A 25,443-nucleotide genomic window follows, 5' to 3' on the forward strand; every position below is an offset into this window, starting at 1 on the left:
AACTCGGAAACTTCGCATTATTCAGGGCGACTAATGAAACAACGTCTTTCTGCCGGAGTCCTGGCTGGTTTATCTTTTGCCGCCCTCTGGGCTTCGGCCTCCGTAGCCACCAAATTTGGGGTTCAGTCGGTACACCCGCTCGTACTGGCCAATGTTCGGTTTTTTATTGCAGGGAGTGGTATGCTGCTCTTCGCTTATGGCATCCAGCGTACCCCAAATGCCTGGCCTACCCGTACCGAGTGGCGACAGCTTACCCTGTTTGCTTTGTTGAATACCACCATTTATCTGGGTGCTTTCGTGCTGGCCCTCAAGCAGGTTTCGGCGGGAATCGGTAGTTTGTCAACGGCCACTAATCCGCTGTTTATTGCCCTGCTCTCCGCGTTGTGGCTGCGCCGGATACCTCGCTGGAACGAAACGGGTGGGTTGATGCTGGGCTTGCTGGGGGTGGCTATTGCCACTTATCCCTTGTTGCAAACCAGTTATGCTACCGTATCGGGCCTGCTGATTTTACTTGTTGGAATGATTTCTGTTTCGGCGGCTACGGTATACTACGCCAGTATTCAATGGCGGTTGCCGAATCTGGTCATTAATGGCTGGCAGGTTTTCATCGGTGGTCTGTTGCTGTTGCCATTCACGCTGGTATCGGGGGGCTTTGGCGAATCTGAGTACAACGGTCGTTTTTGGGCATCGGTACTCTGGCTGATTCTACCCGTGTCGGTGGCGGCTTTGCAGTTGTGGTTCTACCTCATCCGGCAGGACCCCGTCCGGGCTTCACTGTGGCTATTCCTGTGCCCCATTTTCGGTTTTGCGTATTCGTACGTATTGATGGGAGAACCAATTACCCTGTACACCCTCATCGGCACCACGTTCGTAATTGGTGGGCTGTGGCTGGGACGGAAAAGGTAATGTTGGTTCACGGTTGGCTGACGCGCCATACAATTTCGCGTCAGCCAACCATAAGCCATAAGCTAATCCTCACTGCTTTACCACCGTCATTTCGACCCGTCGGTTGAGTTGGCGGGTAGCTTCGCGGTTGTTGCTGGCAATGGGGCGCGTTGGGCCGTAGCCGCGCGTGGTAATCCGACCGGATGCGATACCATTTTTCACCAGATAATCCTTCACTACCTCAACGCGCTGCTTGGAAAGTTGTAGGTTCTTGTCAAAGTCACCCTGATTGTCGGTATGCCCCGCCAGTTCAATTTCTGTCGTTGGATGGTCGCGCATGAACCCCAATAGCTGGTCCAGAGCGGGCTGTGCTTCAGGGAGCAACTCCGGCTGGCTCTGCACGAACTGTAGAGCCTGTAGCTGGGTAGCTTTACCCACAGGAGCCACAACGAGGGGCGGTGTGTAAATTACCTTCGCATCGAGCGTTTTAGGTGGCGCCACGCGGGCATTATCAGCGCTGGAGCCGCTGGACGCTACGGTCTGTTCAGTGACCGGTGGTGTTGCGGCAGGAGTCGTTCTCGCCGGCGTTGAGGCAACAGCAGGGGTGGGGACGGATGGTGAAGAAGGGGCAATTATTTTCTGGACAGAAGACGCACTCTGACGAAATAGAAGCGTAGGCTTTCGCTTCAGCCGATAGGCCTTCTCAGAGGTAAACATCACCTGCTCATCCAGCGCAATGTAGCCCGCTGCTTTAACGGTGAAAATATAGGATTTCCTGGAATCCAGTGTCAGTGAGTAATCCCCATTCGCATTCGTGACCTGCTGGTCACGAACGATTCCATCTTCGCTTTTCGCCAGGATGGTGGCTCCCATAACTGCCGTTTTCGTCTGCGCATCCTGAATGGAGCCTTCCACTGTTGTTCTTCCTTCTACAGGGGCAGCCTGTTGGCCGGTTTGTCCCAAAACCACCGGGGATACCAGATTAGTCAGGTATAGAGCCCCGCCAATTAATACGTATTTCGTCCAATTCATATTGTAAAGGCAACGTAAATAGGGCGCTTAAAAGTGTCTTTACAGCTGTAAAAGTTACCCAGCTGGCTATTCCCGAAAAGAGTACATTCTATTGTACTTTTTTCGGGGCAAAACTACAATTAATGCACTGATTTTCAGTATATTGTGTAGGTAAAATAATTAACCAAAAATGAACGTGAAAAAGCTCTTTTTCGTTAATAAAATATGACACAGATAACCAACGCATCGATGCACTCCCCGAACGTTCAGGCACCTTCTGCACCGGCTTCTACGGGCAATATGCCACTTGATGACAGCTGGCGGAAATCTATTCCGGCGCAGGTGTTTCTGAACCATTTTTTTGCGATGGATTACCATATCCATAACCAGAATGACCTGTTTGACATCGTCAAATTCCCCGTATTCAAGCAATTCTACGGACGCGTTACGGACGAGACGCGGAAGGCACTGGAAAAGTTGTTACTCAATAGCTGGAGCGCCGAGTACGCACTTCGTATTACGCCCGTTGTCAATGACGAGCAATACCTGCAAAGTTCGCTGCACTGGACCTTTCCGCAGGCTTACTACAGTGCCCTGTTCAGCGCGCGGGCCTTCCTGGCGGTGCAGGGGATTACCGTTAGCAACGAAGAGTTGATCCGCAAGCGCGTGGGCAACATGGTTGTGCGGGGCTACTATCCCCCATCCATTGGGTACTATGCCCTTGGTCCAATCAACAATTACCGCATTCAGCGGCTGCCAATGGCCAAACGCTTTAGCGTAGCAACCAAAAACGATCTGCTATTGCCCTCCCGGGAGGGTTTCGTGCAGGTCGAACTGGCACAGTTCCTGAAAACCACCCGCGATCAGCGCGTAAAAACCCTGCGGAACGTGATTCAGAATAATCCCAAAACGGCGTTGCGCAGCCTAAAAACCGGCGAGATTCTGCAAAAATTCAGCGTGGAGCAGTATAAGCAATTAGCTAAACAAATTGGCTACACCACGTACTTCGATATGCTGAGCCGGTTGCGTATTTCATCCACGAACCGGGAGATTGAACGCTTTGTCGATTCGGAGATTGATGTGAAACTGTTCCACCAAAGTCTGGTCAATATCGTGGCTCACGTCAATTCCGTACACGAAGCCTACATTGCCAAGGCGCTGGGTATTCAGGGCTATCGGCAATTGGTGGCCAAACTCCCCGCCTATTTACAGGAGAGTTTCGTTCGGGATCGGATGAATACCATCATCACTCCCATGCTGACCCCGGAGCAGTCGTTGCCCACCGACATGCGCATGGCGGCTTAAATAGCAAAACAAGTAATCATCAAGGCCCGGTTAGCAAACTTGCTAACCGGGTTTTTTTGTGATTGATCATTGTACTCTTTACCGTTTACACACTTTTCCGGGCTTTGAAAAGCGAAAAATGTAAACTTGCTTACTAAACCTCATCGTAGCGCCCATGAAAAAGAGACTCCTTAAAATTGCACTGTTCGTCGTTGCTGGGTTCGTGCTATTTGCTGGTGTAGCACTGGCTTACGTAAAATGGGCGTTGCCTGATGTTGGCCCGGCTCCCGAACTAACGATTAATCCAACAGTGACCCAGGTAGCGCACGGCAAGTATTTGGCGCATCACGTGGCCGCTTGCGTCGATTGCCACTCGACCCGTGATTTTACCCGGTTTACCGGTCCACTAGTTCCGGGAACGGAAGGGATGGGTGGTGAGAAATTTTCCCGCGAAATGGGTTTTCCCGGTGTTTTCTACGCCCGTAACCTAACCCCAGCCAGCCTGGGTACCTGGACCGATGGTGAAATTTTTCGGGCTATCACTACGGGCGTCAGCCGGGATGGAAGTGCGCTGTTTCCGGTGATGCCCTACAAAAGTTATGCGCAGATGGATCCCAGCGATATAAAAGACATCATCGCCTACCTGCGCACCTTAAAGCCGATTCCCAACAAAATACCACCGGCTGAACCCGATTTCCCGATGAATTTTATCCTTAATACGATTCCGGCTAAAATTGACGCGGGGAAACGACCTGATACAACGGACCGAATCGCTTATGGCAAATACATCACCACATTTGCCTCCTGCGGGGAATGCCATACGCCTGTAAACGAACAGGGACAACCGCTGCCGGGTATGGCTATGGCAGGTGGTCGCGGGTTTCCGATGCCAACGGGCCTAGTACGCTCTATGAATATCACCCCCGCCAAATCGGGCATTGGCACCTGGACGAAAGCGGCATTCATTGCCCGGTTCAAAGCGTATGCCGGTGAACAGGGTGAGCCGCCTGCCGTTCGTGATGCCGATTTTAATTCTATCATGCCCTGGACCATGTACGCCGACATGACCGAGCAGGACCTGGGGGCTATCTACGATTATTTGCATACGGTGGCACCGGTTGAGAACAAGGTAGAGCGGTTTACACCTGCTAACAAGGTGGCAGCCAACTGACTACATCCTGTCCTCGCCGGCAGGGAGGGATTCGAAAAATCCGGTGAGCAATTCCCTCCCTACCGGGGAGGGTTAGGGTGGGGTATTAGCGTATAATCCGGTAGTAGTTGCGGACAATACCTCTACCGGGTCAGCAACCCGGCGTCGAGTACAAATTGGGCACCGGTGACGTAGCGGGCACCGTCCGATACCAGATACAGCACCATAGCCGATACATCCTCCGGTTCAACCCACGGAACGGGCAGCAGATTGCCCGCCGAGCGTTCGGCAATGGCCTGGGTCGTGGTACCTTCCAGCGCGGCCAGTCCATCATTCATGGGTGTATTTACCCCAGTCGGATGGATGGAATTGACGCGAATGTGGTAGGGAGCCAGTTCGATAGCCCACGATTTGGTTAGCCCCACCAGCCCCCATTTGGACGCTGCGTAGTGACTCAGGCGGTTCATACCCCGCAACCCGGCAATGCTAGAATTGTTAATAATGACCCCCGACTGTTGCTGAATCATAACGGGGATTACCCGGCGTGCCACCAGCCAGGCCCCTTTCAGGTTAATATCCAGCATACTATCCCATTCTTCTTCGGTGAGTTCGTGCGCCAGTCCGTACGCGCAGATACCGGCATTATTGAACAGAATATCGATTCGCCCGAAGGCTGCCATTACCTGCTCCACGGCGTCGCGCACGTCGGTATCCCGCCGAACGTCGCCTTTGATGGGGAGGCAACGGGCACCCAGGGCTTCAATGTCGTGCTGCAACGAGGTTAACTCGTCGGACGAGCCGAAGGAATAGGCTGGGTAAGGCAGGTCTTTAGCCACGTCGAAGGCCAGTATATTGACCCCTTCTTTGGCTAAAGCCAGGGCTACGGCACGGCCCTGTCCGTGAGCGGCTCCGGTAATAAACGCTACTTTTCCGGTTAAGTCAGCCATGCGTGGTCGGTTGGGTTAGGGGTAGGTAAGGAGCGAGGTAATCATCCACCGTCACCTCCAGCACATTATTGAACAGGTTTGTGGCAATCATTTGTCCGGCGAATGCCACCAGCACCACAACTTCGGAATCATTGAATCGCTGCCGGATTGGGGCGAAAAGTTCGTCTGATATCTCGCCCCTGTTGCGGGCAATGTCGGCTCCAAAGTTCAGCAGGTGCTGCTCATCATTGGTCAAGTGCAGGGCCTCGGGTCGTTCGCCGTGTTCGATGATAATTTTCCGGAAGAACGTGGTGCAGACCGGGCAATCATTCGCTTCCGAAACAGCGTGGGCAAACAGATACGCCGACCGTTTCCCCACAATCCGGATAACGTCGTGGTACAGCGGGTACCACTGCATATACACGGCAAACGCCAGGGGCGAATGGCTCAGCGTAGCTTTCATGTTGGTGATGCGCGAGCCGGGGTAATCGGTTATATGCCGTGCCCAGGCCGTTTTTAACTCGTCGGGAGCCTCAGCGTCAGGAAGGGGGTGAATACGGGGCATAGGAGAAGGCCTTTGGAAAGATTATTGACTGAGTGACCAGCGGGTGAGCCGTTCCCCCGCCTGTAAGAGCGTTTCATCGTCTTTAGCAAAACAGAAGCGCAGAATTTTATGGTCGATTCGCTCGTGGTAGAACACCGATACCGGAATGGATGCTACGCCAATATCGTGGGTCAGGCGGATGGCTAAATCATAATCTGGCTCATCGGTAATGCCGGCGTACGAAACGTTTTGGAAAAAGGTGCCTTCCGAGGGCACAAACTGAAAACGTGACTGGCGGATTGACTGCAAAAATAAATCGCGTTTGCGCTGGTAGAAGGCCGGAAGGGCTTCGTACGGGGCGGGGTCCTGCAGGTATTCAGCCAGCGCGTACTGCATGGGTGTCGATACGCTGAACGTAACAAACTGGTGTACCTTCCGAAACTCAGCCGTTAGGTTAGCCGGGGCCAAGCAGTAGCCGATTTTCCAGCCAGTTGTATGAAATGTTTTGCCGAATGAGCCGACAACAAATGTCCGTTCGCGCAGTAACGGTTGTTGCATCAGGGAGTGGTGCGTCCGTTCATCGAAGATAATATGTTCGTACACCTCATCGCTGATAACGAACAGGTTATACTTCTGAACTATCCCGGCCAGTTGATTCAGGTCGTCAGCCGACCAGACGTAGCCGGTCGGGTTGTGGGGAGTATTAACGATAATTAGCCGGGTGCGCTCCGTAATCTTTCCCCGAACCACATCCCAGTCGATGGCTGAACCGGGCGTATCCACGCGGGGCGCATCCACCGCATCGGCGGGGATGCAGCCTTCTGACCGGCCGGGCGAATTCAGCGATACAAATACCGGTTTCCCGCCCGACAGTTCAATAGCGGGTACGTAGCTGTCATAGGCTGGTTCAAACACAATAACTTCGTCCGGTCCGGCACCCCGCGGTCCGGCGTTCCGGTCGGGCTGCACTACGGTTGTGATGGCCGCATAGATGGCTTCAGTAGCCCCGGTGGTTACGGTGATTTCCGTTTCGGGGTTATAAGTAACGTTGTAACACCGGGCCGTTTTCTGCGCGATGGCTTCCCGCAGAACCGGTACACCCGGCATCGGTGCGTACTGGTTGTACCCATCCCGCATGGCCTTGGCAACCAGCTCAATCAGCACCGGGTCGGTGTTGAAATTGGGATACCCCTGCGAGAGATTCAGCGCGCCTGTATCAGCGGCTAATTTCGACATGACGGTGAAAATAGTCGTGCCCACCTGGGGAAGTTTGGACGGGAATGCCTGGGTAGTCTGCATAAAAAGTTGGTGATCGCTACTGTTCAGCAAAGTAAGGCAATGAAAAGCCCGCTCTTTACTTAAAGAAGCGGGCTTATGAGGATAAAAATCCGATCAGGCATTGGTGACGAGATCAACCAGCGTCTCAATCCAGATGGGGCTATCGTTCAGGCTCTCGACGAGCTGCCAGTGCTTGCCTCCCGCTTCTTCAAATAGCTCCTTGTATTCCACACCTACTTCAATAGTTGTCTCCAGACAATCGGCTACGAAAGCGGGCGAGAAAGCCAGTACACTGTTGATGCCGTTACCCGGCATGGTTTTAATCACATCGTCGGTATACGGCTTAATCCAAGGGTCATTCCCCAGCCGTGACTGAAAGGAAGTGGTGTATTTACCTTCGGGAATATTCAGTGCCCGCACCAGCAGGCGGGTCGTTTCAAAACATTGCGCCCGGTAGCAGTGCTGATTCATAGCGTGCAGCGTGCCGCAGCAATCATTGAACTGGCAAACCGTTTTCGTCACATCCCCCTTCCGGATCTGCCGTTCGGGCAGGCCGTGGTAGCTGAACAGAAAGTGGTCGTAGTCGTAGGCAGCCATGTACTTACGGGCAATCCGGGCAAACCCTTCAATAAAGCCCGGATGGTCCAGAAACCGGTTGACGAACCGAATAGCCGGTATCACCTGCCAGTCTTTAACGATATTCATCACCTTCTGGTAAACGGAACCCGTTGAGGCTGAGGCATACTGAGGGAAAAACGGCACCACTACAATAGTTGTCAACCCCATTTGGTGAAAGGCATCCAGACCCGCGTCAATGCTGGGACTCTGGTAGCGCATGGCCAGTTTCACCACGTAGTCATCGCCCAGTGCTTTCTGTAAATCCTGCTCTACAACATGGCCGTAGTACTTCAGCGGGGAACCCGTATCCTGCCAGAGTTCCCGGTAGATTTTGGCCGATTTTGGTGCACGAAACGGGGCAATAATACCGTTTACGAGCGCAAAACGGGGCGTAGCCGGTATGTCGATTACCCGGCCATCCATCAAAAACTCACGCAGGTATTTACGAACATCCGGCACCGAGGGGCTGTCGGGCGTGCCGAGGTTTACGATCAGAACGCCCGTTTTTCCTACTGATTTTTGGGTAGCAACCGGCGGTTTTAAAGCAGAAACTTCCATGAAAAAAGCAACAGTAAGTTGAACGGCTTGGTTTTAATTAAACCCGGAAGACCTTCAGGATCTGCCGGGTTTTTACTTATTTCATTTGACTAATGTCGGGGCGGGTAAGTTCGCTGAAAACTGTGCCGGGGAGTTTTTTGTACACCTGAATGTCGGTCAGATCGCGCTCACCGCGTTCGCCGGAGAGCAGGACACCACCCATCTGCTTGTAATCGGCCCAGGGCAGGGTGAAGCGGGGTTGCTCGTCGGTATACTTGGGGTAGTGGGCCCACTGCGTAACCAGGTGAGAATCCTTATCGACCCATATCTTGTACTTATTGTCGGGCGTGTTACCTACGTTTTTAAAGGTCATCTGCAGCACATCGGCGGCTTTGCCTTCCTGCGTTTTGTCTTCGCCCACACTTTTCAGCGTAACACCCGAATCCTTGAGCTTGAAGGGCATTACGAGCCAGTACGAATCGTTGATCCAGGCTCCTTTTGCTGCCTTCACGTACTTGGCCACAGAATCGGGATTGGTCACTTCGGCTCCCTTCCGAAACACCCGGCCTTTGTCGGTGTTGATGTTCAGAATTACACTCTGGTCGTCGCGCACGTTATCTACCCGCACATCGCCCGACCATTTATCCCAAACGAGTTTGCGAAAGCCGAAGAAGTTCCAGCTGATGTAGTGGGTATTGTCCCAGGCTTTACGGCCGCCCATGGCCTGCATGACCTGATCGGCAATCTCAACGGCTTTGGGGTCCGAACTGGCCATGTCGAAGCCGTCGGCGGCCGGATTAGCTGATTTTTTTGATTGAGCGCAGCCTATTCCACTGATAGTTAAAAGAATAGCGACGGTAAGAATACGTGTGTACATAAAATTACAGGGGTTTACGTAACAAAAATAAGACATAGGCTGGATTGTTGGTTCTAATATGATTTAGATTTGTATAGATTTTATTGATAACCATCATGCGCCATCTATGACCCTCTCCCAACTCGATTATATCGTGGCCGTTGACACCTACCGGCATTTCGCTACGGCAGCGGAAGCCTGCCACATTACGCAGCCCACGCTGAGTATGCAGATTCAGAAACTGGAGGATGAATTGGGGGTATTGGTATTCGACCGGTCGAAGCAGCCGGTAGTGCCCACCGAAACCGGGCAGGCCATACTGGTTCAGGCACGGGATGTACTCCGAATGGCCCGGCGTATACCCGAAATCGTTAGTGAATCGAAAGACAATTTCCGGGGCGACTTCCGCATTGGCATCATTCCAACGCTGGCTCCGTACCTGCTGCCGTACTTCATCGGTGAATTCATGGCGAAGTACCCCGCCGTATCCATACAGATTCAGGAGATGGTAACCGAGCAGGTGGTTGAACGATTGCGCAACGGATTGATTGACGTGGGACTGGTGGTAACGCCTTTGTCCGAAAATGGTATTGCCGAAATCCCGCTGTTTCAGGAGCCCTTCGTCCTGTACGCGGCTGAGTCCAACCCGTTGCTGGCCAGAACCACAGTTTCGCCGGCAGACCTGCCTGCCGACGGGCTTTGGTTGCTGACAGAGGGCCATTGTTTCCGGAATCAGGTCATGAATCTCTGCGGGGCCGACCGGCAGGCCAATGGTACGAGCGCACTGCGCTACGAAACGGGGTCGCTGGAAACGCTCATCAAACTGATTGACAAACAGGGGGGGTATACCCTGTTGCCTTATTTAGCTACGCCCGATATGGACCCGCAACGCCGTGCGCGACTGCGGTCGTTTACGGCGCCCCATCCCGTGCGTGAGGTAAGTCTGGTTATGCATCGGAGCTTCCTGAAGCGTAAATTAATCAATACATTCAGGGCGGAGATTCTGGCTCACTTACCTGCAGAACTAGGTGAGCTAGCGGGCCGGGTAGTGGAAATGAAATAAACAGAGAACAAATTGTTCTGGCTATGGTCCATAAATGGCGTTTTGTTTATATTCGAGCAAAATTAGACCTCGAAAACGCGTATTTGTTACCTATTCCTTTTGTCCATACTTTTTAAGTGATTGATGGTCAGTTGCCTGTTTTTCTGGAATCATCTTTGCTTCATTCACTATTGCTAAATCAAACTAAAAGCCAGCTTTGTGTAAAACTGGCGCCAGGGAGTGAGTTTTTGTTGACTAATAGTTAAATGAAAGCCCTGTCTGTACGCCATTACCGGGCTAACTGGCTACTCGTACTATCGGCCTTAATCCTCATTTACCCATACATATGAACTGCTTTTTACGGTATCACAATCAACTCAGACGAAGTAATGGAAGTTGGCTCATCAAATGGGCTTTACTACTTGTTCCGATTCTGTGGAGTGTTCAGACAAGAGCTCAACTCAGTACAGATCCATTGACTACAACTTCCGTTTGCCCCGGTGCCCAGCTGGAGGTAACTGGCTTTAGGAGTAGTCCGGCTGATAGCTACGGGATAGAATTGTCGAGCGATGGGGCAACCTACTTTGAAGTTCCTTCCGTGGTTGTAAGCACGTCGGGGCGTTACGAAATTACGTATCGGGCTACCATCCCGGCCAGTACCGCCCCCGGAGCCAATTACCGGGTCCGGTTCATATCAAGAGGTCCTGATGCTAAAGGAAGTCCCAGCGCAACGCTCTTGCGGGTAAATGCGAAGCCCGCGCCACCGGCCGTTCTGTCGAGCATCACCGGATGTCAGAAAGCGGCTACTTCAAACGAAATCACTGTTATTATATCTGTAACCGCCAGTTCGTCGGCCGCCAGCACGCAGTTGTACAACCAGGATGGCAGCGTGGCCGGTTATTTCAGACCGTCTTCCGACGCTAAATCGTTCGAAATAAGCAAGTTTTTACCGGGTACCAAAACATTCTACGTTACCCAGCAGCTTGACGGGTGCGAAAGTGACAGGAAGGAAATAAACGTCACCATCAAGCCCCTGCCGCCGGTAGTAGTTCCGTTAAACGCCTTTACCAGTGATGGTTTTGGTGGCTCGTTTGGTAAAATAGACCTCTGTCAGGGTGACAAAGCGGTGTCTTTAAAAGAATTTGGCATTAAGCCCCTACCCGATAATGTAGTTGTTCAGTATATCAAGGAAGCTGGCGACCTGTCTCTGACAGGGTTTACCGATGGTGCGGCCCCCGGACAAAGCACCTTGATTCCGCCCGTTCCGGCTACCGATAAGCCCGGTAAGGCGACTATTACGTTCAGAACCTATCTGGATGGATGCCCGGCAGCGGTGGATCCGGTCAGCCGACTGGTGGTAACCGTAAACGCCCGCCCCGGCAAACCGGCTACCACCACTAACTCGCTGTCAATTTGCCAGTCGCAGTCAGTTACCCCTCTGACTGCCACGACTACTGTCGCCGGGGCATCGCTGGTCTGGTACGGTACCAATGCAACGGGGGGGACGGGCGTAGCGACGCCAACGCAACCGGCAACGGACAAGGTTGGAACATTTCGGTATTACGTAGCGCAAAAATCAGGCGATTGTGAAAGCGAACGAGCCGAAATTACGGTGGAAGTGACAGCAACACCCGCTCCCCCTACGGTGCAGTCTTTAACGGTTTGCCAGAACACAACGGCCCCACCTATAACGGTGACCGGTCAGGGCTTACTTTGGTACACCGCTCAAACCGGTGGTACCGGGTCGGGCACCACGCCGGTTGTCAGCACGTCCCTGGCGGGGGCCAAAACGTACTACGTCAGTCAGTTAGTGAACGGCTGCGAAAGTGCCCGCGCCAGTTTAGTCGTCACTGTCAACGTCCTGCCGGGTGCGCCGACAGTGGGTAGTGTCAAGCCAATCTATTGCCAGAACGCAACGGCCAGCTCCCTGCTGGCCACCGGACGGGACTTAAAATGGTACCGGGAATTGAGCGGGGGAACCTCGTTGGGCAATACCCTCACGCCCGACACCAAAACAGTTGGGGTTACTACCTACTACGTGAGTCAAACTGAAAACGGCTGCGAAGGCCCCCGCAATGGCCTGACCGTTACGGTGGTTGCTTCTCCGTCGGCTCCCACCGTTACCAGTACATTTAGTTACTGCCAGAAAGCTTCGTCCACTACGCTGACCGCTTCGGGAACGGGGCTGAAATGGTACGACCCATTGGGTAAAAGCAGCGACAATGCTCCAACGCCCTCCACCGATGTGCCGGGTACGGTTAGCTATTTCGTAACTCAGTCGATAAATGGGTGTGAAAGTCCAAAGGCCGAAATCAACGTCATCACCAGACCTACGCCCAACGCGCCCACAGTGCAGTCCGTAGCGGTGTGCCAGAACGCAGCCGTGCCCACGCTGACGGCGAGTGGTCAGGACCTGCTTTGGTACACGACGCAAACGGGTGGCACGGGTACGGCTGTTGCGCCGGTAGTGAGCACCAGTCAGACGGGGCAGCCGACTTTTTATGTTAGTCAGCGTGTGGATGGGTGCGAAAGTGCCCGCGCCAGTTTAGTCGTCACGATCAATGCCCTGCCGGATGCGCCCACAGTGGCCAATGCCGGGCCGACGTATTGCCAGAATGCAGCAGCCAGCTCATTGACAGCAACCGGGCAGGAGTTGAAATGGTACCGGGAAGTAAGCGGGGGGACCTCGTTGGGTAGTACCCTCACGCCCGACACCAAAACCGCCGGGGTTACTACCTACTACGTGAGTCAGAGCAGCAACGGCTGCGAAGGACCGCGCAGCAGTATTACCGTTACGGTAGTAGCGCCCCCGTCGACGCCCAGTGTGACCAGAACGTTTAGTTATTGCCAAAGAACCCCGGCCCCGGCGCTGACCGCTGCGGGAACGGGGCTGAAATGGTACGACGCATCGGGTAAAAGCAGCGACAATGCTCCAACCCCTTCGACTGACACGCCGGGTACGGTTAGCTATTTCGTGACTCAGTCGGTAAATGGGTGCGAAAGTGGTCGGGCCGAAATCAGCGTCACCACCAGACCCACGCCCAACGCGCCCACGGTGCAGTCCGTAGCGGTGTGCCAGAACGCAGCCGCGCCCACACTAACGGCAATGGGTCAGAACCTGCTCTGGTATACGGCGCAAACGGGTGGTACGGGCAATGCAGCCGCACCGCTGGTAAGCACGGGACAGACCAGTCAAACAACGTATTACGTAAGTCAAAGCCTCGACGGTTGCGAGGGACCCCGCGCGCCCCTGTCCGCTACGGTGAAACCCCTGCCTTCGGCTCCCACCGTTTCGCCGAAAGTAGTTTGTCAGTTTGCTCCCCCCGAAATATTGTCTGCTACGGGCGATAATCTGACCTGGTACAATGTGGATGGCAGCAAGTTTGGCTCAGCCCCGGTCGTTGGTACCGATAAGGGGGCGTCGTTTTCGGTGCTGGTTTCGCAAACGGTTAACGGCTGCGAAGGGCCGAAAGCTACGCAGAGTGTAATCGTAGTGGAAACCCCAACGCCCGCCGTTGGCAAAGCAACCGTCGAAATCTGTCAGGGTGCCACAGCTCAACCGCTATCGGCTACCGGAACGGGCCTGAAATGGACTGACCCAACCGGTAAGGTAACCACCGAGGCTCCCACGCCAGCTACCCTGAATGCAACTCAAAACCCTGGCGGAGACCGCTTCTATGTGACGCAGACCGTCAACGGGTGCGAAAGCCCCAGAGCTGCTGTCAGTGTGTTCATACAAAGTCCGCCCACGCTGTCAGTCCTGGGCAGTACCACCGCGAATCTGGGTCTGGATGTACCGCTAAAGCTAGTATTTACCGGGGTGGGGCCTTATACGTACAAACTGACCAATGGCCTTGCCGGAACAACCACAAAAGACACCACGCTGCTGGTGCTGGCCGACCGGACTACCATCTACCAGGTTGTTGATGTGGCCAACAAATGCGGGGCCGGGTTACCCGGCAATGGTTCTTCGGCTACCATTACCGTGGTAGTACCCACTATCCAGACCCAGGCACTAACGTCCTCAACGCTCTGCGCCGGGACTAGTTTGACTGCGAACTTCACCACATCGGGCTCCTTCAATCCCGGCAGCGTTTTCAAACTTCAACTGGCTAAAGTAGAAACTGACACGACGAAAATTGCCTTCGCCGATCTGGTGAATGGTCAGGCGGGTAACGGTCAGGTAAACGGTACGATTCCGGCCAATACACCGGCTGGCACGTATTGGGTGCGGGTACTGGCTACCAACCCGAAAATACCGATTAAAGGTGCCAATAGCCCAACGCTGCTAACCGTACGCCCACTTCCGGTAGCTACTCTCGTTGGCAATCAAACCATTTTTGAGGGCCAGCCTGCCAGTCTGACGGTTGTTTTTTCGGGCGATGGTCCGTGGGCTTTTTCCTATCGTGACAGTTCAGCCACCGGTTTGGGTACGGCCCAGTCCATAACGACAGCCGTTAGTCCGTACGCACTGGAAGTGAGACCGGCCAAAACCACCGCGTACCTGCTGTCTCAGGTGAGTAACAGCTGTGGAACCGGTACGCTGGCCGCCCGCTCGGTAGTTGTGACCGTAAATAGATTGTTGGGCATCGAAGACCAGGCCCTGGCCGAAGCGGTAGATATATACCCGATACCGACAACCTCGGTGCTGACGGTGCGTATCCGGGGACTGTTTGCCAGCCAGAAAGCCGTTCTGGAGCTAACCGATTTGTCCGGGCATATCACACACCGACAGGAAACCCGGCAGTCTACCACCTCGTTATCACTCGACCATCACCCGACAGGCACCTATATTCTGCGGATTCGGGTGGGCGACAGAACGGCCTCCAAACGGGTACTGAAGTTATAAGTAACGCCGGTTATTTCTCCGTTCTCTGGCGCTCAAGTTGCCGATACGCATCGCTGAAATTGTCTCCCTTCGCAACAGCATCCATCAGGGCCGGAATCCCTGCTTTCCCTACCACCGACAGCCAGTGAGCCACCTCACTGGCTGCTGTCTGATAGGCCAGCATGGTGTGCCCATAATCGCCCCCGAAAAAGTCGCGGGTGGTTTCCAGCTCGGATAGTTTTATCATCTGGCGGGTGGTAAATGGGGAGGAATTTGATTCGGTGGGAGGACGTTTTCCGGGCCGGCGCGGGGTATCCCACAGGGCTGGTTTACTGAATCGATAATCAACCAGCAATGCCAGGCCTTCGTTGAACCACTGAGGAATTTGTCTTTTTACGCGCCACCAGCCCAGTCGGGCAAATAGTTCATCGTGGCACAACTCATGGGCAATCACGTCGGCATTGTTGCCATCGGGTCCCAGTATCAGATAAGAGTCGCCCCAGGGTAAACCCAGGCTACAACCGGCTCCCTCGCCCCCGTCGCAAAACTGCTCATACTCGGATTGATTCGGGCAATAAATAAGCGTGGCCTGCCCGCGCCGGTCGCCCCAGAACCAGACAATACGGTTTCGGGCGGTCGCCACATGTTGCCTGAGCTGGTTCTCCTGCCGGGTGGTTACTGCCTGATGGGTATAGGCGTCTTTCACGCCAGCCAGTGGCCGATAGGTGACCGACCGACTAATCCACAGACACCGCATCAGGGGAGGAGTAAGGAGCAGGAAACCAACTGGCAGTATAATCAGCAGTAATAAACCAGTACGAAGCAGTACGTTTCCACGCATGAAAAGTCAACGAATCAGGTTGTTTGTTTATTGGTCAACGACCTCATGCGTAAACGTACGGTGTTTTTTTTCACGTAAAACGCCTGACGAGCTATTTATTCGGAACAAATCGGTACAGGTAAGGTGCTTTGTGTGCCCCACCGCTGTACTGCTTTTCCAGCCGTTCCACGATACCCAAACCAAGTATTTTGCGCTGAAAACCGGAGCGGTGTAATGGCTGCCCCAGAATGGTTTCGTACAAGGATTGCAAATCAGCCATGGTAAACGTTTCCGATAGCAGGTTAAAACCAATCAGCTTTCGGTCCAGGTCGGCTTGCAGGGTAGCCAGTGCCTTTTGTACAATAGCCGTATGGTCCTGCATCAGCGGAGGTAACGCAGCCAAATCATACCAGCCACAACTGTCCGATAATTCATCGGGAATGGGAATGGCTTTCGTGAAGTCGACCAGTGCATAGTAACCTACCGACACAAACCGACTCAGCAGCCAGTGGTCATCGTCGGGCATGTGTCCTTTAGCCTGCATGATGGCTCGCATCGGTGCCGGGTCGTGCCGGGTAAGATCGCCGAAAACGTAAAACTGCTCCAGGTAAATGTCCTGTAATCCCGTTCGTTCGGCCAGAATACGCCGGGCGGCATCGTTCAGGTTCTCCGTATTTCTGACGAAGCCACCGGGGAGTGCCATTAAACCCGTGTTGCGGTATTCGAGCAGTAAAATTTTCAGTTGGTTGAGATGAAACCCGAAAATAACGGTGTCTACAGCCAGGCCAGGCAAAAAATCGACTCCCTTAGGCTCGGCTTCCTCAACTTTTAATGGTTTGCTCATACGGGGAAGGGACATTGCAAGTAACAGATTTTTTTGGTTGTTTCAGGCTAACTGTTTATTATTGTATCATATTGTTACAATAGTAAACAGTTATTCGCATCCAGTGGATATTTTTCGTATCAAATAACTCTTAGTACATGAAAAAAATGACCATGAAAGCACTGCTATTAGTTTCGCTACTGACGGCCCCATTGGCTTATCAGGCCAATGCTCAATCGAAAGATGGCTTATCGAAAACGACCCCGCAGGCGAAGGTAGCAAATGGCATGCTGGAGGGAGTTACCGAAGCCAGCGGTATTCGCGCCTTTAAAGGGATTCCTTTTGCCCAGCCCCCCGTTGGCGATTTGCGCTGGAAAGAGCCACAACCCGCCAAAAACTGGACGGGTGTGCGTAAAGCCGATCAGTTTGGCCCCCGTGCCATGCAACTGCCCGTTTTTGGCGACATGAATTTTCGGTCGAATGGGGTCAGTGAAGACTGCCTGTACCTGAACGTATGGACACCAGCCAAATCGGCCAGTGAAAAACTGCCGGTTATGGTGTACTTCTACGGCGGTGGCTTCATTGCGGGCGATGGCTCCGAACCCCGGTACGATGGAGAAAGCATCGCTCAGAAAGGCCTTATTGCCGTTACGATGAACTACCGGCTGGGCGTGTTTGGCTTTATGGCCCACCCCGAACTAACGAAAGAATCGCCCCATCACTCATCGAGCAACTACGGTTATCTGGACCAGAGTGCCGCCCTGCGCTGGGTACAGCAGAACATTGCAGCCTTTGGTGGCGACCCTAAACGGGTTACCATTGCCGGGGAATCAGCGGGTTCGGCGTCGGTGAGTGCGCAAATGATGTCGCCCCTGTCGAAAGACCTGATTGCCGGTGCCATCGGAGAAAGTGGTTCTGTTTTAGGCACATTGCCCCCCGCCCCCCTCAGCAAGGCCGAGGAAATGGGAACTACGTTTGCGGCTAGTGTTGGGGCCAAATCATTGGCCGACCTACGGGCCATGCCCGCTCAGCAACTGCTCGAACTGGCTGGTAAACCCGGTGCTCCCCGCTTCGGCTCCGCCATCGACGGGTATTTCTTCCCCAAGGACCCATACGCCATTTTTGCCGCTGGTGAGCAGGCACACGTACCCCTGCTGGTAGGCTGGAACTCGGAAGAAATGACCGGTCGGGTTGTTCTGGGCAAGGACGAACCCACGACTGAAAACTACACGGCTGCCGTGAAGAAACTGTACGGTGATAAAGCCGAAGAGGTGCTGAAAGTGTATCCGGGCAATACGCCGGAGGAAGTGATGCAGTCGGCTACGGCACTAGCCAGCGACCGCTTTATCGGGTTCAGTACCTGGCGGTGGGCCGAAATGCAGGCCAAAACCGGCGGTAAGCCCGTATACAAGTATTTCTATTCGCGTCCGCGCCCGGTTATGACGCCCGAAATGGGTAATGCTACGGCTGGTTTGGCAGGGGGCGTTGTGCGGGGTGGTGACCCGGCTGCTCCCAAAGCACCACCGGCTAAAGGGGCAGTTCACTCGGCCGAAATCGAGTACGCGCTGGGTAATCTGTCTACCAATAAAGTATACGCCTGGTCGCCGGAGGATTATAAGGTGTCGGAACTGATGCAGAATTACTTTGCCAACTTTATCAAAACCGGCAATCCAAATGGACCGGGCTTACCAAAATGGTCGCCGATAACGGACAAAACGGAGGCTAATGTGATGGTAATCGACGTGAACACCCGCGCCGAAACCGACAAGAATCGGGCGCGTTACCTGTTGCTGGAAGAAATGACGGCGAAGCCCTGATATTGATTCAAAAAGATAGTAATTTTTGATACCCGCGTCGGATTCGATGCGGGTATTCTTTTGCCTATCTATCAACTAATTACCCCTCTTAAATCGCAGCGACATAGCTGTATCGTGCCCAACATCCTGGTACATTGCGTACCTTGTAAACACACAACCTGTTAGCATATCATGAAGGATAGAAGTAATGAATCAGATGATTCAATAGAAGAGGCCAGCCAAGCCTCGCATCAACAAGCAAACAAAACCAAGCTTACCAAAGAAGAACTCAATGAAAAGAACACTGCCGAGGTACTCAGCCGGGTAATGACTGGAAATCTCATAAGTACTCGAGATCGAGTAGCATACGTACTGAACCAATATCCTCAAGCACGTAATTCAGACATAGAGCTGGCTTGGACATATTGGGAACTATTTGAACGTAGTAAGTTTAATGGTAAACTTATATCCAAAGAGGATTTATACAAACTGACGCGACTACCCTCATTATCTAGACACCGGGCTAAGATTCAAAATGAGTATAATCTTTTTCTCGCTGATGCAGAAGTTAGGAGGCACAGAAAAGGCATGAGTGAGGAGTTCAGGCTGAATGCAGTAGAAGATCAACCTTATCCGAGCGCTTATTCTGTTTACATTGATGAGTCTGGTAAAACTCAAGAATATTTATCGGTAGGCTCTTTATGGTTATTAGAAGGTGGGCTTAAAATTTATCACTGTGTAGAGGCTTTAACACAATGGAAGAAAGACAAGGGACTTACATCTGAATTTCATTTCGTCAAGATGACCCCCAAAACTGTAAATAATTACAAGGAGTTTTTTCTTAAGTTTCTCGACATTTACACGTCGTACAGTTTCAAGTTTATAGTTCTCAAAAATTCTGGTCATCAAGATAAAGAAAAAGCAATCACTGATTTAACATGCCATTTAATTATAAATGGTGTAGAGCACGAAAACCAATCAGGAAGAGCACCGTTGCCTAGGTCTCTTTACACTCTGTTTGATGAAAATGAAAGCGGAAGTGATATTTTGAAGGCGGCTAATATTAGAGAGCGAGTCAAAGCCCAAAAATTAGATGGTTTGTATGTAGGCTCATTCACTCCTGTGGATTCAAAGGAAGATTTACTTATTCAGATTGTAGATTTGTTTACAGGAGCGATTAATCGAAAGCTTAATCCATCTGACAGTCGAAATCAAAAGGATGATTTTTCAGACTTCGTTTTTGATTGTTTAGGTTTTAATTTTGATACTGTGAGTAAAGACAATAGCGACATAGACTACGCTGCTATGTTTGATTTTGAGCGTAAGGATGGCGTAACAACAATCAGCATGATTGGCTAGCAATTGTATATATCGTCATTTTGGACATCGCTTGCAGGTTTGTAAAGTCGAAATGGCAATGTGCGGTGCTACTTTAGCTCTGCTGCTCAGCGGTGTCGGGAGACAGGAATTAGTTGTAGTTAAGCACGTTGGGGTGCCCAACAGGACGAAGAGTGGGAAGGTTAGCTAACTCTGGCTGTTTGCCCATGATTCGGTGTTCCATCAGCACTTCGTGTCGTTGGGACAGTTATAAACACGTCTCTTCGTGACAAAGTGTAGTCCTAGTAGAACGATTTTTACGTTTATATTTAGGTCGCTGACTTCACAAACTGACCTACTACCAGTTATCGGCATTTTAGGGCCGTTATCGCTGACTAATCATCTCTGCCACTTCCCGCCCGGTTCGCATGGCGGCATTGAGCGATGGATAAGTCATTTGGTCGCCACACTGGTAGAGGGTATCCGTTATACGGAGGGGTTTACGAAGGGCCGACTGGCCCGCCTGAGCCGGATTGTAGCTGGGTAAAGCCTGCGGAATGTGGTACGTTCGCAGATGCTGCCACTGCTGAACACCCTTACCAAACCAGCCGGTCAGTTCCTGCCGTATCTCCTCCGTCAGCGTTGCTTCATTAAACAGTTCCACTCCCTGCGTACTGACCGAAATCAGCGTTTGGTCTGCCGGGGCGTAGCCAGGTGCTACATCACTCATAATGGCCACGTTATGCACAGCTGAACTCCGGTGCATGTTGAGCAATAACAGTTTTTTCTGGGCTGGCGTAATCGGGAGTTGCTCCGTACGGGCCGCAAAATAGGTGCAGGTGGTATGGTTAAATGCCTGTTGAGAAGGCAACGGGCTACCCATCAACCGGCTGGCCTGGGTTGCATCCACGGCCATAACAACGGCATCGGCCGTCAGCGATTCGCCATTCTGTAGGTACACCGCACTCCCCGAAATGGTGGCAACGGGAGTATTGAGTCGAATCTGGTCGGGCGTTAACCGGCTGGCCAGCTGGTCGGCAATGGCACCGATACCCCGTGCCGGTACGGCGGCATCGCCCGAAAAAAACATCCGAAAACAAAATTCAAAGAAATTACTGGCCGTTATGAGGGCATCTTCCAGAAAGACGCCACCAAAAAACGGTCGGAAAAACCGGTCGATTATCTGGCTGGAGAAGCCAAAATCTTCCAGGAACTCCCGCGTCGTTACAGGAGCCTGGTTGAATAACTCATCCAGCGGTAATTCCTGAACCCGGAACATAAGTTCGGCCAGACGCAGCTTATCGCCCAGGGTACCAACCGACGAAAACAGCGTTTGAAACACCGCCAAAGGCTCCTGTAGCGGATTGATGAAGGGTATCCAGTCGGTACGGTCGCGAATCAGCGCACCCGACCGGAAGGATTTCAACTGTAGGTCGGAGTAATGGAGCAGCCGCTTTGCTTCGGGGTACGCCGTCAGGAGAATCTGGAATCCCCGGTCAAGCAGGAAACCATCAACCCGGTCGGTACGAACCCGGCCACCTACCCCGTCACTGGCTTCGAGCACGAGCGCATGGATACCCGCTTGTTTTAAGTAAACAGCGCAGGTTAAACCGGCCATACCAGCACCAACAATGATAACGGGCAAATTTTCAGCAGCCATAGCAGCAACGAGTTGAACGCATGAATAAAAGTCAAAGGTATATAGCTGGGTAAATTCACGCTACCCTCTATAGGAAATTCGTGGTATTTTTTTTATAAAAATATAATATTTCTACGTTGATGAAAAGGTAATGCATTGAAAGTCAGTGTTTTTTTATTAATTATTTTTGTTTTTTTTAGAAACTATTAATTTTGTGGTACTACCTTATGTTATAGCAGTAGGAATGGACTGGCACCTTTTATCCGGCGTTGGTACAAATCATTGAAAACGGAACAGTCGTAGTTTTTCTTCGTTATAGAAAACAACCATTGCTCCATCCTTAACCAGTCAACACATGAACTATCAGATTCAGGAAGAAGCGGGTTTCCGATTTGTGGACGAAGGGCAGGGTGATGTCCTCCTGCTGCTACACGGGCTTTTTGGTGCACTCAGCAACTGGGATAGTGTTATCACGACTTTTTCTGACCGCTACCGGGTCGTGATACCGTTGTTGCCTATATATGAGATGCCTATCCGGCAGGCCAGTCTGGAAGGGCTGGTTACGTACATTGAAAAGTTTGTGGTGCAGAAAGGCCTGCATGACATGACACTGCTGGGTAACTCACTGGGTGGGCATTTAGCTATACTGTACACGTTCAAAAATCCTGAACAGGTACGGGGTTTGGTGCTAACGGGAAGTTCCGGCCTGTTCGAGAACGGAATGGGAGGTTCTTTTCCCAAGCGGGGGAGTTATGGGTATATTTCCGAACGCGTTGCCTACACATTTTATGACCCCGAGGTAGCTTCCAAAGAATTAATCGACGAGGTTTTTGAGATTACCAGCAGTATTCCAAAATGCATGAGTATTGTTGCCATCGCAAAATCGGCTCAGCGTAATAATGTGGCAAAGGATTTGCACCGGATTCAGGTGCCGACATTGCTCGTCTGGGGATTGAACGACACCATCACCCCCGCCGAGGTTGGGCATGAGTTTAACCGGTTAATTGCTAATTCGGAGCTGCATTTTATTGATAAATGTTGTCATGCGCCCATGATGGAATGTCCCGACCGATTCAACACACTCCTGGATACCTGGCTGGCCCAACAGGTGGTTGGCGAATTGGTAGCGTAAGAGAAAGAGACGAGAATTTGGAAACTAAGGGATAATTTCCGTAGTTTTCTGCTAAACAGAGTCGATAGCTGTTTTTACCCATTATACATTGTTCCTTATGCTGGCTGCCGAACTAATAGACCCCATGCTCCCCGCCCTGAAACCAACCGACTCGGTTGGGCAGGCACTGGACTGGATGCAGGAGCACCATGTCGGGCAACTTATTCTAACGGATCAGGATGAGTACCGGGGTATAGTAAGTGAAGAACTGCTTTTGGATGTAGTTGATACCGAGCGTTTACTCCAGGATGTGATGTGCCTGTTCGAACAAACCTTCGTGCTGGAAGACCAGCATCTGCTGGAGGTGCTGGGGTTGGTTATCAAGCATCAGATGAAAGTAATTGCCGTGCTTAATGAAGGGCAGGGCTTTATCGGTACCATTTCCGTCAACGAACTACTCAAGCATTTTGCGCACGAACTGGGCGTACAGGAAGCAGGGGCTGTGTTGATTCTGTCTCTCAATGAACGCGATTATTCCCTGACGGAAATCAGCCGACTGGTTGAGTCCAACAATGTCAAGATTATCAGCAGCTATTACTCTAGCGCAGCCTATGGCATGCCCGACCGCTCCCGGCTAACGCTCAAGCTCAACCGCCGGGATATTGCCCCCGTCATTTCGACGCTCGAGCGGTTTGGGTATCAGATAGAAGCCGCATTTGCCAATGCCCCCGTTGAAAGTATCGACCAGGAACGGCTCGATTCACTGCTTCGCTACTTAAATACGTAAACCAGTCAGTGTGGTGGTCAGTCAATCAGTCGGTTAGTAGCAAACTAAGGCAACATGTAACGACTGATCAACCCATCAACTCACTGACCAACTGATTAACTCACCGACTGACTAATGAAAATCGCCATTCACGGGCGCAACTTCCCCGAATCTGCCCGCCCCTACATCCAGTCTATGTTTGAAGAGCTGGCCCGGCGGCAAACCGAAATAATCATTTCTCAGGGGTACCGCGATTTTTTGGATAACGCCGGTGTAAGCCATTACAGTCAGGCCACCTACACCTTCGACGAAGGAGTTACCGACGCTGACTTTATTTTCAGTTTGGGGGGGGATGGCACACTGCTCGATGCCGTTACGCACGTAGGTGCCCGTCAAATCCCGATTATCGGTATCAATATTGGTCGGCTGGGTTTTCTGGCAACGGTGGCACCCGCTTCGGTAAGGCTCATGATTGACGCTTTGTTTAGCGAACAGTACAGCATTGATGAGCGTACGCTGGTGAGTGTTAGTTCCAGTCAGGACATTTTCGGGAAACTACCCTTCGGTCTGAATGACTTTACCATTACCCGAACTCAAACATCGTCCATGATTACGGTTCACGCGTATCTGGACGGGGAGTTCCTGAATTCGTACTGGGCCGATGGGCTTATTGTGTCTACGCCTTCCGGCTCTACGGGCTACTCGCTCAGTTGTGGCGGGCCGGTGTTGTTGCCTCATACCGGAAGTCTGATTATCACGCCCATCAGCCCGCACAATCTCAACGTAAGGCCCATGATTGTGATGGATACCTGCGAGTTTGTTTTTGAGGTGGAAAGCCGAAGCGGGAATTTTCTGGCCGCCCTGGACTCCCGCTCCTTTACCGTCGACACCTCCGTTCGGATCAACGTTCGGAAAGAAGCGTTTAAGGCGAGACTGGTAAAATTGAAGGATGATAATTTTCTGAATACCCTCCGTAGCAAACTTAACTGGGGGTGGGACATTCGTAATTAACGAATCAGTTCATCTGTTTGTATACTTTCGAACGTAGTTGCATCAAACTACCCGTTTTCCCCACTTGTGGCATAATTTTTATGGCAGGCTGCCAATAAAAGGATTACTCTGGCCGTTTCGGAATTGGTTGGCTTTACAGCTCTACCGGGGGTTGATTCACGTATATGAAAAGTATGATTCATTATAGGCAGTTAATAGCAGGCATTGCGGTACTAGGCTTATTGGCCGGATTACCGACAAAAAGCCTGGCGCAACGACGAATAAACACGCATTTTTTACCTTATTCAAGCGTCACGTTTGGCGTAGGCACATCCACTTACTTTGGCGAATTAAATGCCTACAGCAGACCAATTAAATCCTTATTTACGCTGCCCCGCTGGAATGTTGGACTCGGCTATACCCGTCAGTTCACGCCCAACTTTGCCGCGCGGGCTATGTTCACCTGGGCACGGGTAGTTGGGGATGACTATACCTTTAGTAAGAACAATCCGGAGAAGTACGCCTTGCAGTACATCCGGAACCTGCACTTCCGGAATGACCTGAAAGAATTTGCTGTGACGGGCATTTACAATTTTATTGCGGATGGACGTAACTCAAATGACCGGGCTAAATTTACCCCTTACGTATTTGGTGGCCTGGCATTGGTAGCACACAGCCCGGAGGCCCGAACACCTACCGAAAGAAATGCGGCCAGTGCTGCTTACCAGCCCGCCCGCGAGTGGGTGAAACTCCAGCCGCTGCATACAGAAGGACAGGGGCAGCCTGGCTATCAGAAACCTTATTCACTGGTTACGCTGGCTATTCCAGTCGGTATTGGTGCGCGGTATATGCTGAATGAGAGTTTCAATGTTGGGGTTGAAATTGGCTATCGGATGACTTTTTCTGATTATCTGGATGATGTGAGTGGAACGTATGCTAATCCGGATGCCTTGCAGGGCTTGTCGACCATTATGGCTGACCGGCGTAATGAACTGGATGCTGCACGGGTCAATGAAGACCGTGATGTAGCTCTTCAGCGGTTGCGTCAGACTAACCCTGAACTGTTTACATCGGCAGGACGGGGTGGAGGAGTTGGTAAATTTCCAAGAGATGGGTACATACTGACTAATTTTTCGATTCAGTACATTATCCCAACTAAAATCAAGTGCCCACCCATCAAGTAACTTCAGGTAGCAAACACTAGGTCTGCTGCCATCGGCTA

General features: G+C 52.0%; 20 protein-coding genes. 11 read left to right on the plus strand and 9 right to left on the minus strand.

All coding sequences use genetic code 11. From position 1 onward, the window contains the following. Positions 1-33: 33 nt before the first annotated feature. Entirely contained in the window at positions 34-906 is an 873-nt protein-coding gene (locus B156_RS0107720) for a DMT family transporter (RefSeq protein ID WP_018619105.1), read from the plus strand. Positions 907-975: 69 nt separating this feature from the next. Here the strand turns inward: B156_RS0107720 and B156_RS0107725 are convergent, their stop codons facing one another. Beyond that, complete coding sequence (locus B156_RS0107725) at positions 976-1,917, minus strand: OmpA family protein (protein ID WP_018619106.1); 942 nt, start codon at positions 1,915-1,917, stop codon at positions 976-978. A gap of 204 nt (positions 1,918-2,121) precedes the next feature. Between B156_RS0107725 and B156_RS0107730 the strand changes: the two genes are divergently transcribed. Then, on the plus strand, positions 2,122-3,201 hold the full coding sequence (locus tag B156_RS0107730) for a hypothetical protein (protein WP_026260673.1): 1,080 nt from the start codon (positions 2,122-2,124) through the stop codon (positions 3,199-3,201). Positions 3,202-3,355: 154 nt separating this feature from the next. Beyond that, on the plus strand, positions 3,356-4,351 hold the full coding sequence (locus tag B156_RS0107735) for a c-type cytochrome (protein ID WP_018619108.1): 996 nt from the start codon (positions 3,356-3,358) through the stop codon (positions 4,349-4,351). A gap of 122 nt (positions 4,352-4,473) precedes the next feature. On the opposite strand, the gene B156_RS0107740 is transcribed toward B156_RS0107735, so the two are convergent. The 5 genes from B156_RS0107740 to B156_RS0107760 form a co-directional block, all read right to left on the minus strand. Beyond that, the gene (locus B156_RS0107740) at positions 4,474-5,277 is read right to left on the minus strand and encodes a mycofactocin-coupled SDR family oxidoreductase (protein WP_018619109.1); all 804 of its coding nucleotides are present in this window, start codon (positions 5,275-5,277) and stop codon (positions 4,474-4,476) included. Then, positions 5,270-5,821 carry a carboxymuconolactone decarboxylase family protein gene (locus tag B156_RS0107745; RefSeq protein WP_018619110.1) on the minus strand — a complete coding sequence of 184 codons (552 nt, stop codon included), beginning with the start codon at positions 5,819-5,821 and terminating at the stop codon, positions 5,270-5,272. Before B156_RS0107745 ends, B156_RS0107740 begins: the two co-directional genes overlap by 8 nt. A gap of 21 nt (positions 5,822-5,842) precedes the next feature. After that, the gene (locus B156_RS0107750) at positions 5,843-7,099 is read right to left on the minus strand and encodes a methionine aminotransferase (RefSeq protein WP_018619111.1); all 1,257 of its coding nucleotides are present in this window, start codon (positions 7,097-7,099) and stop codon (positions 5,843-5,845) included. A gap of 93 nt (positions 7,100-7,192) precedes the next feature. After that, positions 7,193-8,254, minus strand: a complete 1,062-nt coding sequence (gene hemH / locus B156_RS0107755) for a ferrochelatase (protein ID WP_018619112.1) — start codon at positions 8,252-8,254, stop codon at positions 7,193-7,195. A gap of 76 nt (positions 8,255-8,330) precedes the next feature. Continuing rightward, on the minus strand, positions 8,331-9,110 hold the full coding sequence (locus tag B156_RS0107760; protein WP_018619113.1) for a hypothetical protein: 780 nt from the start codon (positions 9,108-9,110) through the stop codon (positions 8,331-8,333). A 106-nt stretch (positions 9,111-9,216) separates the two neighbouring features. On the opposite strand from B156_RS0107760, the gene B156_RS0107765 reads away from it, so the two are divergent. Both B156_RS0107765 and B156_RS0107770 read left to right on the plus strand, forming a co-directional pair. Beyond that, entirely contained in the window at positions 9,217-10,152 is a 936-nt protein-coding gene (locus B156_RS0107765; protein WP_018619114.1) for a hydrogen peroxide-inducible genes activator, read from the plus strand. A 454-nt stretch (positions 10,153-10,606) separates the two neighbouring features. Beyond that, on the plus strand, positions 10,607-14,980 hold the full coding sequence (locus B156_RS0107770) for a T9SS type A sorting domain-containing protein (RefSeq protein WP_245563699.1): 4,374 nt from the start codon (positions 10,607-10,609) through the stop codon (positions 14,978-14,980). A 10-nt stretch (positions 14,981-14,990) separates the two neighbouring features. Here B156_RS0107770 and B156_RS0107775 read toward each other — a convergent pair whose 3' ends face one another. Together B156_RS0107775 and B156_RS0107780 are read right to left on the minus strand one after the other, a co-directional pair. Then, the gene (locus B156_RS0107775; protein ID WP_018619116.1) at positions 14,991-15,800 is read right to left on the minus strand and encodes a hypothetical protein; all 810 of its coding nucleotides are present in this window, start codon (positions 15,798-15,800) and stop codon (positions 14,991-14,993) included. Positions 15,801-15,891: 91 nt separating this feature from the next. Beyond that, positions 15,892-16,623 (minus strand): NUDIX hydrolase, encoded by a 732-nt coding sequence (locus B156_RS0107780; RefSeq protein WP_018619117.1) that lies wholly within the window; start codon positions 16,621-16,623, stop codon positions 15,892-15,894. 137 nt (positions 16,624-16,760) lie between these two features. On the opposite strand from B156_RS0107780, the gene B156_RS0107785 reads away from it, so the two are divergent. Then, entirely contained in the window at positions 16,761-18,419 is a 1,659-nt protein-coding gene (locus B156_RS0107785; protein WP_018619118.1) for a carboxylesterase/lipase family protein, read from the plus strand. A 171-nt stretch (positions 18,420-18,590) separates the two neighbouring features. Then, positions 18,591-19,757, plus strand: a complete 1,167-nt coding sequence (locus B156_RS0107790; RefSeq protein ID WP_018619119.1) for a DUF3800 domain-containing protein — start codon at positions 18,591-18,593, stop codon at positions 19,755-19,757. 343 nt (positions 19,758-20,100) lie between these two features. On the opposite strand, the gene B156_RS0107795 is transcribed toward B156_RS0107790, so the two are convergent. Continuing rightward, positions 20,101-21,375, minus strand: coding sequence for a protoporphyrinogen/coproporphyrinogen oxidase (locus tag B156_RS0107795; RefSeq protein WP_018619120.1), 1,275 nt, complete (start codon positions 21,373-21,375; stop codon positions 20,101-20,103). 334 nt (positions 21,376-21,709) lie between these two features. On the opposite strand from B156_RS0107795, the gene B156_RS0107800 reads away from it, so the two are divergent. The 4 genes from B156_RS0107800 (at position 21,710) to B156_RS0107815 (ending at position 25,405) form a co-directional block, all read left to right on the plus strand. Beyond that, on the plus strand, positions 21,710-22,486 hold the full coding sequence (locus B156_RS0107800) for an alpha/beta fold hydrolase (protein ID WP_018619121.1): 777 nt from the start codon (positions 21,710-21,712) through the stop codon (positions 22,484-22,486). Between the two features lie 97 nt (positions 22,487-22,583). Next, positions 22,584-23,252 (plus strand): CBS domain-containing protein, encoded by a 669-nt coding sequence (locus tag B156_RS0107805; protein WP_018619122.1) that lies wholly within the window; start codon positions 22,584-22,586, stop codon positions 23,250-23,252. Positions 23,253-23,366: 114 nt separating this feature from the next. Next, entirely contained in the window at positions 23,367-24,242 is an 876-nt protein-coding gene (locus tag B156_RS0107810) for an NAD kinase (RefSeq protein ID WP_018619123.1), read from the plus strand. A 173-nt stretch (positions 24,243-24,415) separates the two neighbouring features. Next, positions 24,416-25,405, plus strand: a complete 990-nt coding sequence (locus B156_RS0107815; protein ID WP_026260675.1) for a hypothetical protein — start codon at positions 24,416-24,418, stop codon at positions 25,403-25,405. Positions 25,406-25,443: the final 38 nt, after the last annotated feature.

Origin of the sequence: Spirosoma luteum DSM 19990 (assembly GCF_000374065.1) — a bacterium.
GTDB lineage: Bacteria > Bacteroidota > Bacteroidia > Cytophagales > Spirosomataceae > Spirosoma > Spirosoma luteum.